At 72.0% G+C, this 14,254-nt stretch carries 13 protein-coding genes and 1 pseudogene; 11 read left to right on the top strand and 3 right to left on the bottom strand.

Features of this window, described 5'->3' with window-relative positions:
- Nucleotides 1-60 precede the first annotated feature (60 nt).
- A complete protein-coding gene (locus AB0J02_RS28770; RefSeq protein ID WP_363196696.1) occupies nucleotides 61-687 on the bottom strand; it encodes a TetR/AcrR family transcriptional regulator in 627 nt (208 codons plus the stop codon).
- Between the two features lie 142 nt (nucleotides 688-829).
- Here AB0J02_RS28770 and AB0J02_RS28775 point away from each other — a divergent pair, with 142 nt between their 5' ends.
- Nucleotides 830-2,284 carry a cytochrome P450 gene (locus tag AB0J02_RS28775; RefSeq protein ID WP_363196697.1) on the top strand — a complete coding sequence of 485 codons (1,455 nt, stop codon included), beginning with the start codon at nucleotides 830-832 and terminating at the stop codon, nucleotides 2,282-2,284.
- Between the two features lie 69 nt (nucleotides 2,285-2,353).
- Nucleotides 2,354-2,766, top strand: a pseudogene (locus tag AB0J02_RS28780) (hypothetical protein); the annotation flags it as partial.
- A gap of 51 nt (nucleotides 2,767-2,817) precedes the next feature.
- Here the strand turns inward: AB0J02_RS28780 and AB0J02_RS28785 are convergent.
- Complete coding sequence (locus AB0J02_RS28785) at nucleotides 2,818-3,561, bottom strand: MgtC/SapB family protein (protein ID WP_363196698.1); 744 nt, start codon at nucleotides 3,559-3,561, stop codon at nucleotides 2,818-2,820.
- A 112-nt stretch (nucleotides 3,562-3,673) separates the two neighbouring features.
- On the opposite strand from AB0J02_RS28785, the gene AB0J02_RS28790 reads away from it, so the two are divergent.
- The 9 genes from AB0J02_RS28790 (at nucleotide 3,674) to AB0J02_RS28830 (ending at nucleotide 13,593) form a co-directional block, all read left to right on the top strand.
- Nucleotides 3,674-3,931 carry a hypothetical protein gene (locus AB0J02_RS28790; RefSeq protein ID WP_363196699.1) on the top strand — a complete coding sequence of 86 codons (258 nt, stop codon included), beginning with the start codon at nucleotides 3,674-3,676 and terminating at the stop codon, nucleotides 3,929-3,931.
- 162 nt (nucleotides 3,932-4,093) lie between these two features.
- Nucleotides 4,094-5,311 (top strand): cytochrome P450, encoded by a 1,218-nt coding sequence (locus AB0J02_RS28795; protein WP_363196758.1) that lies wholly within the window; start codon nucleotides 4,094-4,096, stop codon nucleotides 5,309-5,311.
- A gap of 10 nt (nucleotides 5,312-5,321) precedes the next feature.
- Nucleotides 5,322-6,146: an arylamine N-acetyltransferase gene (locus AB0J02_RS28800; RefSeq protein ID WP_363196700.1), complete on the top strand. Its 825-nt coding sequence runs from the start codon at nucleotides 5,322-5,324 to the stop codon at nucleotides 6,144-6,146.
- Between the two features lie 86 nt (nucleotides 6,147-6,232).
- A complete protein-coding gene (locus tag AB0J02_RS28805; protein WP_363196701.1) occupies nucleotides 6,233-7,396 on the top strand; it encodes a substrate-binding domain-containing protein in 1,164 nt (387 codons plus the stop codon).
- A 103-nt stretch (nucleotides 7,397-7,499) separates the two neighbouring features.
- On the top strand, nucleotides 7,500-8,852 hold the full coding sequence (locus tag AB0J02_RS28810; protein WP_363196702.1) for a sugar ABC transporter substrate-binding protein: 1,353 nt from the start codon (nucleotides 7,500-7,502) through the stop codon (nucleotides 8,850-8,852).
- Between the two features lie 31 nt (nucleotides 8,853-8,883).
- Nucleotides 8,884-9,867, top strand: coding sequence for a sugar ABC transporter permease (locus AB0J02_RS28815; RefSeq protein WP_363196703.1), 984 nt, complete (start codon nucleotides 8,884-8,886; stop codon nucleotides 9,865-9,867).
- The gene (locus tag AB0J02_RS28820) at nucleotides 9,864-10,727 is read left to right on the top strand and encodes a carbohydrate ABC transporter permease (protein ID WP_363196704.1); all 864 of its coding nucleotides are present in this window, start codon (nucleotides 9,864-9,866) and stop codon (nucleotides 10,725-10,727) included. Before AB0J02_RS28815 ends, AB0J02_RS28820 begins: the two co-directional genes overlap by 4 nt.
- A 23-nt stretch (nucleotides 10,728-10,750) precedes the next feature.
- Nucleotides 10,751-11,731: a hydroxyacid dehydrogenase gene (locus AB0J02_RS28825; RefSeq protein ID WP_363196759.1), complete on the top strand. Its 981-nt coding sequence runs from the start codon at nucleotides 10,751-10,753 to the stop codon at nucleotides 11,729-11,731.
- Complete coding sequence (locus AB0J02_RS28830) at nucleotides 11,728-13,593, top strand: DUF2264 domain-containing protein (protein ID WP_363196705.1); 1,866 nt, start codon at nucleotides 11,728-11,730, stop codon at nucleotides 13,591-13,593. The genes AB0J02_RS28825 and AB0J02_RS28830 overlap by 4 nt, the downstream gene beginning before the upstream one ends.
- 54 nt (nucleotides 13,594-13,647) lie before the next feature.
- Here the strand turns inward: AB0J02_RS28830 and AB0J02_RS28835 are convergent, their stop codons facing one another.
- On the bottom strand, nucleotides 13,648-14,250 hold the full coding sequence (locus tag AB0J02_RS28835) for a TetR family transcriptional regulator (protein ID WP_363196706.1): 603 nt from the start codon (nucleotides 14,248-14,250) through the stop codon (nucleotides 13,648-13,650).
- Nucleotides 14,251-14,254: the final 4 nt, after the last annotated feature.

Here is a 14,254-nt window from a genome sequence, read left to right on the forward strand (position 1 = left end):
ATCCACCCCCATCCATCCCCATCCGCCCCGACCCGCTCCGAGCCGGTCAGCCGCGGCCGCTCAGACGGCCAGCGCTCCCAGCAGGGCCCGCGCGCACAGATCCCGCACCTGCGCGCGCGTCAGCTCCGGCTCGTCGAGCCAGTCCAGGCAGACGGCGACGAGGAAGGCGAGCCAGCCGCGTACGGCGAGGCGCAGCGCGGCCGGCTCGGGGAGCCGGCCCACCAGCTGCGGGTCGGCGGCGAGGGCGGCCATGATCTGCGCCTCGTGGGCGGCGAGGCCCTCCCGGTACACGGTGCGCACGGTGGGGTCGCCCGCGGCCTCGGCGCGGTGGAAGGCCCGGAAGCCCTCGGCGTGCGAGGCGACGTACTCCAGGAAGGTTTCCAGGCCGGTGGCCAGCTGGTCGCGGACCGGGACGCCGGGGACGGCGGCGGTCAGCCGCAGCATGCGGGAGCTCTCGCGACGGACGACGGCGGCGAAGAAGTCCCGCTTCGTCGGGAAGTAGTGGTACAGCAGACCGCGCGAGACACCGGCGATCTCCGCGACCTGTTCGATCCAGACGTCGTCGTACGGGTCCTGCGCGAACAGCCTGGCCCCGACGGACAGCAGCTGCTCCCGCCTCTCCTCGGTGCTCAGCCTGCGCCGGGTCCGCTCCCCCGACGTCCGCGCTCCCCCTCGCTCTGGGCTCATGCGGGGCACCCTACTGGACCTCCTTCCGCTTACTTGACGTCGGTTCAACAACGGGACCACACTGTGGCGCATTATTGAATCCACGTCTAACAAGGTGCGGGCGCGACCCCAACCGGCCGCTCGCGCAGGGGAGATGGGCACGATGGCGCAGGTGACGCAGACGGCGCAGGGCGTACTGCCACGGGGCTTCCGCAGCGCCGAGCAGGGCTGGCCGCGCCTGGACCGTATTCCGCACCCGCCGCGCCGGGTGCCGCTGATCGGCGACGTGGTGGGCACCAATGTCCGCACGCCGCTGCAGGACTCGATGCGCGTCGCGGCCGAGCTGGGGCCGATCTTCCGGCGCAAGGGGTTCGGCAAGGAGATCGTCTTCGTGGCGGGCGCCGAACTGGCCGCGGAGCTCGCGGACGAGTCCCGGTTCGCCAAGCACGTCGGGCTCGGGGTCGCCAATCTGCGGCCGGTGGCGGGCGACGGGCTGTTCACGGCGTACAACAGCGAGCCCAACTGGCAGCTGGCGCACGACATTCTGGCCCCTGGCTTCAGCCGCGAGGCGATGGCGGGCTACCACCCGCTGATGCTCGACGTGGCGGGGCAGCTGACGGCGGCGTGGGACGCGAGCGAGGCGGCCGGGCAGACGGTGGACGTGCCCGGGGACATGACGAAGCTGACGCTGGAGACGATCGCGCGGACCGGTTTCGGGCACGACTTCGGCTCGTTCGAGCGGGACTTCGAGAAAGAGGGGCCGCATCCTTTCGTGACGGCGATGGTGGGCGCCCTGTCGTTCGCCCAGCGCCGCAACGTGGTGCCGCCGCTTCTCTCGATGCTGCTGCGCGGCGCGGAGAGGCGGAACGCCGCGGACCGCGCCTATCTGAACCGCGCGGTCGACGAGGTGATCGCCGCGCGCCGCGCCTCCGGCGGAGGCCCCGGCGATCTGCTCGACCGGATGCTGGAGGTGGCGCATCCGGAGACGGGCGAGCGCCTCGCGCCGGAGAACATCCGCCGCCAGGTGATCACATTCCTGGTCGCGGGGCACGAGACGACGTCGGGCGCGCTGTCGTTCGCACTGCACTACCTCGCACAGGACCCCGCCGTGCTCGCGAAGGCACGGGAGGAGGTCGACCGGGTCTGGGGCGACGCGGCCGTGCCGGCGTACGAGCAGGTCGCCAAGTTGCGTTATCTGCGGCGCGTGCTGGACGAGTCGTTGCGGCTGTGGCCGACCGCTCCGGCGTTCGCGCGGGAGGCGATCGCCGACACGACCCTGGGCGGAACGCATCCGATGCGGCGCGGCGCCTGGGCGCTGGTCCTGACGACCATGCTGCACCGGGACCCGGCGGCGTGGGGCGACGACCCCGAGTCCTTCGACCCGGAGCGGTTCGCCCCACAGGCGGTGCGGGGGCGCCCGGCACACGTCTTCAAGCCGTTCGGCACCGGCGCCCGGGCCTGCATCGGCCGCCAGTTCGCCCTGCACGAGGCCATGTTGGTGCTCGGCCTGCTGCTGCGCCGCTACGACCTGCACGCGGAGCCGGGTTACGAGCTGCGGATCGCGGAGCGGCTGACGCTGATGCCCCGTGATCTGCGGTTGCGGCTGACGCGACGCTGAGCCTTGCGGCGCTCCGGCGCTGATCCTCGCGGCCTTCCGGCGCGGCCGACGCGCTCGTAGGGTGCGTCGATGACTGCCACGTACAAGGACCTCGGTGCGGAGCCGCCCGGACGCGAGCCCGGCACGCCGGACCCGCGGGGTCCTGTCCGCTGCTTCTGGTGGCTGATGGTGCGGCAGCGCGGGCGGGTCACGGCCGGCGCGTTGCCCGGCAGCCTGTGGATGGTGGGGCTCGCGCCGGCCCGCGCCGCGCCGGCGGACCCGCACACCGTGGTCCTCGACGAGGCGACGGCGCCGCTCGACCCGGCCACGCCCCGGCACACGGAGCGTGCCCTCGCGGCCGCACCGTCATCGCCGTCGCGCACCGCCTGCACACCGCCCACGACGCCGACCGGGTCGCGGTCATGGAGGCTGGCCCGCTGACCGAACTCGGCTCGCGCGACGACCTGGTGGCGGCGGACGGGGCGTACGCGGCGCTGTGCCGGCCGTGGGACGCGCAGAGGTGGCGCGCGGGGCCGGGGCTCGTCGGCTGCCCGTTATTCGTCCGGCGCCGACTCCATCGACGCCACATCGAGCACCCCGTCCCGCTCGGCCAGCACCGCGACGAGTTCGGGGACGTCGGCGGCGCCCTCGATCTCCATGTGGACGGCCATCGTGCCGGGGCGGTCGGGGCCCTGTTCCCATTCGGTGCGGTCGGTGCGCAGCTCCACCACGCGAAAGCCCCGGCTCGTGCACTCCTCCAGGACTCCGGTCAGGACGCTGCTGCCGACCCGGTAGGCGAGGTGCAGGCCCGAGCGGCGTTCGGTGGCCAGGGCCGGGACGCGCCGGGTCAGCCACGGGTAGCCGCGTACCACGAGGAAGTGGCAGGCGGTCGCGGCGAGGGCGAGCAGGGGCAGGCCGCCGCCGCAGGCCATCCCTATGGCGCAGGTCAGCCAGACGGTGGCGGCGGTGGTGAGTCCCCGTACGGCATCCCTTCGTACGAAGATGAGCCCGCCGCCGATGAAACCGATTCCGGAGACGATCTGCGCCGCGACCCGGGAGGGGTCGAACGACACGCCCTCCAGGGCCAGGACGGAGTTGAATCCGTGCTGGGAGACCTCCATGAAGAGGGCGCTGCCCACGCCGACGAGCGTGTGGGTGCGCAGCCCCGCGCTCTTCTGCTGCACGGCGCGCTCGGCGCCGATCAGCGTGGACAGGACCAGCGCGAGGCCCAACTCGGCGAGCTGCCGGAGGCCTTGGCCCGCCGCGGGGTCGAACAGGGAAGCCGCGAGTGACGTCACCAGCGGAACCCTCCTTTCCGTTCCTGCCCCGGTACGTGCCCCGGGGCTCCCACGAGGCTAGCTCCGCACCATTGGAGACGGATTGTCAGACCCGTGCGCAAGAGTGGGAACCATGAACGGGACCAGGAACGTCGAGCACCATGGCCGACAGACGAAGAACCACGAGGTGGCCGCGGCACAGGCCTGTCTGCGACTGCTGCACACGGCACGCGCCGCGCTCTCCGGCACCGAGCCGCCGGCGACCGCGTCCGTGCTCGCCGTGCCGCTCGCGGAGGCCGACGAGGCGTTGCACCGGGCGGGCCTCGCGGGCAACGAGGCGTGGCTGCTGGATCGGATCTACGACCTGGGCCTCGGGCCGCAGGCGCCGTAGGATCCGAAGGCCGTCGCACTCGGGGGGAGTTGACGGGCCGGTCAGGACCTGGCACTCCCCCGTGCTCGTCACCCGACCTGTCAGGAGCCTCTTTTGACCTCCGCCACCGATGCCGCAGACGCCGCTGCCCCCGCCAACGACGCCGGCCTCGTCGCGCACCGCATCGACCCCGCGGGCGGCTGCCCGCACGCGCGCAACGCACGGCTGATGGAGCGCGGCGCGGTCGCCCCGGTCGTGCTCCCCGGTGACGTGCCCGGCATGGTCGTCCTCGGCCACGACGCGCTCAAGGAGTTCCTCGCGCACCCCGATGTCGCCAAGGACGCCCGTCATTTCGCGGCGCTCGCCGACGGCCGGATACCGCCGGGCTGGCCGCTGCGCACGTTCGCGACGGTGCGCGGGATGACGACGGCCGACGGCGACGACCACCGGCGGCTGCGCTCGCTGGTGAGCAGGGCGTTCACCATCCGGCGGGTGGAGGGGCTGCGACCGCGTATCGAGCAGCTGGTCGACGAGCTGCTGGACGGGGTCGCCCGGCAGGCGGCGGCCGACCCCGTGGTGGAGCTGCGGTCCCGGTTCGCGCTGCAGCTCCCGATGCGGGTCATCTGTGAACTCTTCGGCGTGGACGAGGAGTTCAGGGACCGGCTGCACCATCTGTCGAGCCAGGTCGTCTCCACCGGCACGACGCCCGAGGAGGCCCTCGCCGCCAACAAGGAGATGGTGACGGTGCTCGCCCAGGTCGCCGCGGCACGGGCGAAGGAGCCGGGGGACGATCTCACCAGCGCCCTCATCGCGGCGCGCGAGGAGGACGGCGACCGGCTGAGCCAGGAGGAGCTGATCGGCACGCTCATCCTGTTCGTCATCGCCGGGCACGAGACGACGCTGAACCTCATCACGAACGCGGTGCGGGCCCTGTGCGGGCACCGCGACCAGCTCGCGCTGGTGCGTGCCGGGACGGCGACGTGGACGGATGTCGTGGAGGAGACGCTGCGCTGGGACAGCCCGGTCAGCTACTTCCCGTTCCGCTACCCGACCCGGGACCTCACCGTCGACGGCACGGTGATCCCGCGCGGCACGCCCGTCCTCGCCGGGTATTCGGGGGCGGGCCGCGACCCGGCCGCCCACGGCCCGGACGCCGACCGCTTCGACCTCACCCGTCCGGCGAAGAACCGGCACCTCTCGCTCGGGCACGGCGCGCACTACTGCCTGGGCGCGCCGCTGGCCCGCCTCGAGGCGACGGTCGCGCTGGAGCGGTTGTTCGCCCGGTTCCCCGGCCTCGATCTCGCCGTGCCGGACGACGAATTGCCCGCGCACGCCGGCTTCGTCGGCAACAGCGTCCGACGGCTGCCGGTCCGCCCGGGACCCGACGCGCGGGAGCGGTGACACTGTCGGCATGGATCATCCGCATCACTCGTATCCCGTGAAGCACGTGGATCGCACCCGCGCCGATGCCTACCTGGCCCGGATCGGCGCCGAGCGACCGGCCGCCCCGACCGCCGGGGCGCTGCGCGCGCTGCACCTGGCGCACCTGCGCGCCGTCCCGTTCGAGAACCTCTCCGTGCACCTGGGCGAGGACATCACGCTCGACTCGGACGCGCTCGTCGCCAAGCTGGTCGACCGGCGGCGCGGCGGCTTCTGCTACGAACTCAACGGCGCTTTCGCCGCGCTGCTGGGCGCCCTCGGCTTCGACGTGACGCTGCTGCAGGCGCGCGTGGTGGGCGAGGGCGGCCGGCTGGGCATCCCGTACGACCATCTCGCGCTGCGCGTGCGTGACGGCGAGGGCGGAGACTGGCTGGCCGACGTCGGCTTCGGTACGCACACACACCTCCCGCTGGCGTACGAGGAGCGCGGCGAGCAGAGCGAGCCCGGCGGGGTCTTCCGCATCGAGGAGGCCGCCGACGGCGATCTGCTCGTGCTGCGCGACGGGGAGCCGCAGTACCTGCTCGACCAGCGCCCGCGGGCGCTCGCGGACTTCACCGCGGGCGCCTGGTACCACCGCACCTCACCCGCCTCGCACTTCTCGCGGTCGCTGGTCTGTTCGCTGCTGACCGAGGACGGCCGGATCACCCTCAGCGGTCATACGCTCACCACGACGGTCGGCGCGGAGCGCACGCGCACCGAGCTGCCCACGGACGCGGCGGTCCTGGACGCCTACGACCAGCACTTCGGCATCACCCTTGACCGTCTTCCGGCGGAGCCGGACATCGCCGAAGGCTGACCCCGCCCGCCAACCGCTGGTTATGCTGCCGCGGAAGCGTTCAGCAAAGCGCTCAAACGAACAGTGGTTGTGAGGGGGCCCTCAGCATGCGCGAACCGGTCGATCTCAGGCGGCAACGGATCCTCGCCGTCGTGCAGTCGCGCGGCGCGACCCGCGTCAGCGATCTCGCCTCGGAGCTCGCGGTGTCGGTGGTGACGCTCCGCCGCGACGTGGAGGAACTGGCCCGCGAGGGGAAGCTGCGCCGCGGCCACGGGGTGGCCCGCCCGGTCCTGACCGAGACCGAGCAGGCCGCGGCCCCGGTGACGCCCCCGGCGGACGGCGGCCCGGTCGCGGTCGTCGTGCCCGAGCGGCACGCCTATCTGTACGAGACCGTGCACGGCGCCCGCACCGCCTTCGAGGAGGCCGGCATGCGCATCGCGCTGCACATCGCGCCGACCGCTCCCGGCGCCGAACAGCCCATCGTGGAGCGGGCGTTGGCGGAAGGTGCGCGCGGGTTGCTGATCGCGCCGCGCTGGCGCAGCCGCGCCACGGAGGAAGCGGACTACGCGTGGCTGGCGCGCCTGGAGGTGCCCGCCGTCGTGATGGAGCGCAGGCCGCGGCGCGGCAGCGCGCTGCACGCCCTGGACACCGTCTGCACGGACCACTGGTACGGCATCCATCTCGCCGTCGAGCACCTCACGGGCCTCGGCCACCGGCGTATCGTGCTCGCCGCGCGCGACGACAGCCCGACGGCGCGCGCCATCCGCACGGCGTTCACCGACATCGCGTCCGGCCACCCGGACGTCGACACGTGGGCGGTGGCCCTCAGCTCGCCCGGCGCGGCCTGCGGCCCCGAGGCGGAGAACGCCGAGAAGGCGATCGAACTCCCCGCTTTGCTCAAGGAGTTGGGTGCGACGGCCGCCGTACTGCACGGCGATGTGGACGCGCTGATGCTGGTGCAGTCGCTGCGGGACAGCGGGGTGCGGGTCCCGGAGGACTGTTCCGCGATCGCGTACGACGATGTGGTGGCGGCGCTCGGCAGTACGCCCCTGACGGCAGTGTCGCCGCCGAAGGCGGAGGTCGGCCGGGCGGCCGCGGAGCTGCTGCTGCGCCGGCTCGGTGACCTGACGTCCGGCGGGTCCGGGGGGCCGGTGCGGCGCATGGAGCTGCTGCCCACCCTGGAGGTCCGCGGTTCGACCCAGGCGCCGGACGGTTCGGCCCAGGCCACGGGTACCCCTGCCGTCCCGGTGCCAACTCCACCCTCAGAATGAGCGTTTGACCGTTTGATTTTCTTCTGATCGATCTATTGACCAGGTCCGCTCAGCCGATCAGTATTCCCGTGACTCGAACACGCAGGAGCCGCGGGAGGCGCCCATGCCTGGTCGACAGAGCCGTCGATCCATGCTCGCCGCGATCACCGCGCTGCCGCTGACGGGCGCCCTGAGCGCCTGCAGCGGAAACGACAGCGCGTCATCCGGGAGCAGCAGCACGTCCGGTACCAAGAGCACCAGATCCACCACCACCATCACGTTCTGGTCCGCACTGCGCGGCAGCCAGGAAGTGGTGGACGCGTTCAACAAGACACACGACCGCATCAAGGTCGTCTTCGAGCAGATACCTTCCGGCACGGCCGGCGGGTATCTGAAGCTCAGCAACGCCGCACGGGCGGGCAACGCCCCGGACGTCGCCACGATCGAGTACCCCCAGCTGCCCGGCTACGCCATCGACGGCGTCGCCCGCGACATCACGGACATGATCAGCGACGAGCTGCGGGCGAAGCTGCTGCCGCAGGCGCTCGGTCTGACCACGTTCGAGAACCGCACCTACAGCGTGCCCCTCGACGTCGAACCGATGGTGCTGCACTACCGCAAGGACCTCTTCGACAAGTACGGGTTCGAGATCCCGACCACCTGGGACGAGTACGCGGACCTGGCCCGCGCCGTGCGCCGCACCGGCGGCAAGCGGAAAGTGACCACGTTCTCCGTGGACATGGGCCAGTTCTCCGGATGGTGCTGGCAGGCGGGCGCCCACTGGTTCGACACCTCGAAGGGCGCGTGGAACGTGTCCCTCGCCGACGCCCCCAGCCGGCGCGTGGCCCGGTACTGGCAGCGCCTCATCGACGAGGATCTCGCCTACGTCACCTCGCCGGGGAGCCGGGCCACCGACGCGCAGAACGCCAACGGCCTGATCCTCACCCGGCACAGCGGCGCCTGGGAAGCGGGCGCCCAGATGAACGCCCACCCCGAGATGAAGGGGCAGTGGCGCATCGCCCCGCAGCCCCAGTGGGACCCGAAGAAGCCGTCCCTCGGCACGAACGGCGGCTCCACGTTCGCCGTCACCAAGGACAGCAGGCACCCCGAGGCCGCGATGGAGTTCATCGAGTGGCAGGTCTCCAGCCCGGACGCGCTCAAGGCCCGCCTCTCCAGCGGTGCGAGCAGTCAGTACCCGGCCGTCTCCGAGCTCATCCCGGTGGGACGGGCCGCGTTCGACCGCTCGTACTACGGCGGTCAGGACATCTACACGCTGTTCGAGCAGGAGGCGCACAAGATCGGTGACGGCTGGATGTGGGGGCCGCGCATGACGGCGACCGGCCAGGTCATGCAGGACGCCTTCGCCCGCGCGGCGGTCGGCTCCGGCACCCTCGAATCCTCCCTGCGCGCCGCCCAGGACGGCACCATGCCCGACCTCAAGGCGCTCGGCCTCAAGACCACCCAGAGCACCACGTGACCGCCCGCATCCCGAAAGGCAGGTGACTCCCATGACCGCGACAGCCCAGGCCACCGCGACGGCGTCCGCGCCCCCGCGGGAGGCGGACGTCTCCCGACGCAAGGCGCAACGTGCGGCCGGACGCCGCCGCGGCGGCGCGGCGGGCGTCCTGATGGCCCCCTTCTTCGTCCTGCTCACGCTCGTCTTCCTGATCCCGGTCGGGACGGCGGTGTGGCTGAGCTTCTTCAGCGACGACCAGCCGGGCCTCGGCTTCGGCCCGGAGCGCACGGTCTTCGTCGGCCTGCGCTCGTACACCTCCGTGCTCACGGACCCCTCGTTCCTCTCCGGGCTCGGCACGGTCGGGCTGTACTGCCTGATCTACATCCCGCTGATGACGATCGGCTCGCTCGCACTCGCGCTGCTGCTCGACTCCGGTGTCGTACGGCTGCGCTCCTGGGCCCAGTTGGGCCTGTTCCTGCCGCACGCCGTGCCCGGCATCATCGGCGCGCTGATCTGGCTGTACCTCTACACGCCCGGTATCAGCCCGGTCATCGAGGTGCTCGGCAAGGCCGACATCACCATCGACTTCCTCGGCCTGCACACGGCGCTGCCGTCGATCGTGAACATCGCCCTGTGGAGCAACCTCGGCTACAACATGGTCGTCTTCTACGCGGCTCTGCAGGCGGTCCCCCGCGAGGTGCTCGAAGCGTCGGTGGTCGACGGCGCGGGACCGGTGCGCACCGCGCTCCAGGTGAAGGCGCCGCTCGTGCGCTCCTCGATCGTCATGGTCTCGATGTTCACCCTGATCTGGGCGCTGCAGCTGTTCACGGAGCCGATGCTGCTGCACCAGGCCTCACAGATGGTCGGCGCCCGGTTCTCGCCGAGCATGTACATCTACGACGCGGCGTTCAGCCGTAACAACTACTCGCTCGCGGCTGCCGCCTCGGTGATCCTCCTGATCATCACGATCGCCGTCTCCTACGGCGTCACCCGCTGGACCAACCGCGTCAACTCGGCCGAGGAGAACGCCCGATGAGCGCCACGGACTCCACTCTGCTGCGGCCCCGGCTGCTCGGACGGGCGACGGTCAACGTCGTCGTCGTGATCTCCGTCCTCTACACCATCCTGCCGGCCGTGTGGCTCGTGCTCGCCTCGACGAAGTCCCGCGACGCCCTGTTCAGCAGCAGCATCCTGTCCTTCAGCGACTTCTCCCTCGTGCGGAACATCAATGACCTGTTCGCGATGGACGGCGGCCTCTACAGCCGCTGGTACGGCAACAGCCTGCTGTATGCGGTCCTCGGGGCGGCGCTCGGCGCGATGATCAGCGTCGCCTGCGGGTACGCCTTCGACAAGTACCACTTCCGGCACAAGGAGAAGCTGTTCGGCCTGGTGCTCGCGGCGGTGATGGTGCCGCAGACGGTGCTCGCGCTGCCGCTGTACCTGATCGCGTCCGCGACCGGCGTCGTGAACACCTTCTGGTCGGTGTTCATCCCCTACCTGTTCAACCCGTTCGGCGTCTACCTGGGCCGCATCTTCGCGCAGGGCTACGTCCCCAACGAGGTCCTGGAGGCGGCCCGCGTCGACGGCGCAGGCGAGCTGACGACGTACGTCCGGGTCTCGCTGCGGATGCTCGGCCCCGGCCTGATCACCGTCTTCCTCTTCCAGCTGACCTCGATCTGGAACAACTTCTTCCTGCCGATGGTCATGCTGTCGAACCAGCACCTGTATCCCGTGAGCCTGGGCCTCTTCCAGTGGAACAGCCAGGCGACCGTCTCTCCCGAGTACTACCCGGTGGTGATCATGGGCTCGCTCCTCGCGGTCCTTCCTCTCGTCCTCGCCTTCATCTTCCTCCAGCGGTTCTGGCGGTCCGGCCTGACGGCGGGGGCGGTCAAGTGACCGAGCCCCGAGTGGCGTTGGCCATGTCCCCCCAGGCCGCGGCGGCCGTCTTCACGCCCCGGTCCGTGGCCGCGCTCACGAAGGTCTGCGACCTGGCGCCCCTGCCCGTCCTGGACGACCTGACGACCGTACGGGCCAAGGAGATCCTCGCCGGGGTCGACGTCCTCGTCACCGGGTGGGGGTGCCCGCGGCTCGACGCGGACGTCCTCGCCGCGGCGCCTCACCTCAAGGCCGTGGTGCACGCGGCCGGTTCCGTGCGCGGGCACGTCACCGACGCCTGCTGGGAGCGGGGCATCGAGGTCACCTCGGCGGCCGCGGCCAACGCACTGCCGGTCGCCGAGTACACCCTCGCGATGATCCTGCTGCACGGCAAGCACGTCCTGGAACGGGCCCGCGACTTCCGGCAGGCCCGCGCCCGCGACGAGTGGCTGCTCACCTCGCACGAGGTGGGCAACTACCGGCGCACGATCGGCCTGTTGTCCGCTTCTCTGATCGGCCGCCGGGTCGTCGAACTGCTGCGGCCCTTCGACTTCGAGGTCCTGCTGCACGACCCGTACGTCACCCCGGCGGAAGCCGCCGGGCTGGGGGTGGAGTGGGTGGAGCTGCCCGAACTGTTCACCCGCAGCGACCTGTTGAGCGTCCATACGCCGCTGCTGCCGGAGACGCGCGGCCTCGTGAGCCGCAGCCTCCTCACGTCCATGCGGCCCGGCGCCACGCTCATCAACACGTCGCGCGGCGCCGTCGTCGAGCAGGACGCGCTCACCGACGTGGTGCGCGCGGGCCGTATCCGGGCGGTGCTCGACGTCACCGACCCCGAAGTGCTCCCCGCCGAGCACCCGTTGTGGAACTGCCCGAACGCTCTGATCACCCCGCACCTCGCCGGTTCCCAGGGCAGCGAGTGGGAGCGGCTCGCCGACACGGCCGTCGGCGAAGTGGCGCGGTGGGCCGCGGGCGACGGTTTCGCCCATCCCGTACGACGCGAAAGGCTGGCGTTCCTCGCATGAGCTTTCCCTTCGAACTTCCCGCCGAGGACCGGGTGTTGAGCCCGTACACCGGTTACACCCGCGCCCACTGGGAGGCCGTCGCCGACGGGCTGCTCGGCGCCGCCTGGCGCTGGGCCACCCCCGAGGGCGCCCTGCTCGACCTGCCGGGCCGCCCCTCCGCGTCGGGGGTCCGCTCGGACGGCCTCGAAGGATTCGCCCGTACGTTCCTCGCCGCCGGATTCCGGGTCGCGGGCGCCGACGGGAAGGATCCGCACGGCTGGCTGGAGCGGTACGCCGGCGGGCTCACCGCGGGCACCCGTACGCCCGGCGCGGACGACGCCGAGTCGTGGCCGCTGATCCTCGACCACCATGTGCAGGGCCAGCCGATGGTCGAGTCGGCGTCGGTGGCGCTCGGTCTGATGCTGACGCGGCCGTGGCTGTGGGACCGGCTCGACGGCGACGTACAGGACCGGGCAGAGAAATGGCTGCGCGGCGCGATCACGCACACGCCCGCCCCCAACAACTGGTACCTCTTCCCCTTCATGGTGGCGTCGTTCCTGGAGTCGGTGGGCCGCGGCGACGGGGCGACAGCGCGGGCCATGGATCGCGCACTCGGCCTGATGGAGACGTGGTACCGGGGCGACGGCTGGTACGCGGACGGCGACGGGCGGGCCTTCGACCACTACAACGGGTGGGCGCTGCACCTGTATCCGATGCTGCACGCGCACTTGTCGGGCGACACGGCGCTGTCGGCCCGCTTCGGCCCCCGGCTGCGCGAGCACCTGGAGGGCTTCTCGCTGCTCTTCGGCGGGGACGGCGCGCCGATCCACTTCGGGCGCTCGCTCACGTACCGGTTCGCGGCGTCGGCGGCGATCGGCGCCGGCGCGGTCACCGGGCACACCCCGCTGACACCCGGGGCCTCGCGCCGCCTGATCAGCGGAAACCTGCGCTACTTCCTGGACAGGGGCGGCGTCACGGACGAAGGCCTGCTGAGCCTCGGCTGGCACGGCCCGCACGCCGCCACGCTCCAGTCGTACTCCGGGCCCGCGTCCCCGTACTGGGCGTCGAAGGGGTTCGTGGCGCTGCTCGCACCGCAGGACGCGCCGCTGTGGACCTCGACCGAGGAGCCCGCCCCGAGCGAGGGACCCGACCGGGTGCTCGCGCTGCCCGCGCCGGGGCTGCTCGTCCAGTCGACGCGGGACGACGGGATCGTGCGGCTGCACAACCACGGAAGCGACCATGTCCGCCCGCACGAAGGCGAGTTCGCGGCGCAGGACGACGCGCTCTACGGCCGCCAGGCGTACTCCACGCACACCGGGCCGACCTCCGCGACCAACACCGCGGACAACCACCTGTCCGTCGAGGTGGGAGGCGTCGCGAGCGTACGGCGCCGCCTGCACCCGCTGGGCGCGGGCCAGGGCGACGGATGGGGCTGGGCGGCGTCCTGGCACCGCCCGGTGTTCGCGTCGGGGCCGCCGATGGTGCCGGGGCTGCGCGTGGAGAGCCTCACCGTGGCACGCGGCCGCCACGAGCTGCGGGTCCACCGCGTCGCGGGCGCCCCGCACGGAGCACGGCTGACGCTCACCGGCTGGGCGACGGAGGCGCTCCGCTCGGAGCTGGTCGGCTTGTACGGGTGGGGCGACCTGGACTCCGCGCGGGCGCCGGAGGGGACGGCGTACGAGCCGTGGGTGCGGATGCCCAGGCTCTCGGCCGAAGCGGAAGGGGCCGGGGTCTTCGTGGCGCTGGCCTCTCTTGGCGGGGAGCCAGAGGTACCGCTCGCCGAGGCCGTGACCGAAGTCGTCGTCACTGAAGGGGAGTTGAAGGTGCGCTGGGCCGACGGGTTCGAGACCGTGGTCGGGTTGGAGCCGCTGCGCGTTCGGTGACGGTGAGGGGGCTGATCGCGAAGTTCCCCGCGGCCCTACAGGCCAGGGCCCTTCTCACGGATCTCCGTGGGAGAAGGGCCCCAGCTGGGTCTGAACGGCCGGGGCGTAACGGTCCACCACCTCGTCGATCCCCGCGGCCCGCACATGCGGACCACGGGCGATCCCGTACATGACACCGAGCCCGAGCAGCATCGATACCGCCAGCTCGGCACGCAGACCCGCGTCCTCGCCGGTGAGGCGCCCGGCGAGGGCGCCGCTGACCTGGGCGCGGAAGTTGGCCCGCAGGATCTCGCCCTGCTCGCCGTGGAGCGGGGCGAAGACGATGCGCAGGATCGGGTCGGCGCCGCGCTCGGCCTGCCCGGTCAGGACGTGGCGCACCATGTGACGGCCCAGGTCCGCCAGGGGCGCGTCGAGGAAGGACTCCACGTCGGCCTCGAAGTTCATGACGCCGGAGAACAGGGCGTCCTTGTTCCCGAAGTACTTGAGGATGAGCGGCGGGCTGACGCCGGCCCGGTCGGCGACCGCCTTGAGCGTGATGTCGCCGTGCGCGTGCCGGGCGAGCAGGTACCGGGCCGCTTTCACGATGGCGGTCTTGGTCGCCTCGGCGTCGCGCCGTCCCGCGCCGGGCCCCCGCTCGTCGGCGTACGCCGTGCTCATCGCC

Source organism: Streptomyces sp. NPDC050264 (assembly GCF_040655895.1).
GTDB lineage: Bacteria > Actinomycetota > Actinomycetes > Streptomycetales > Streptomycetaceae > Streptomyces.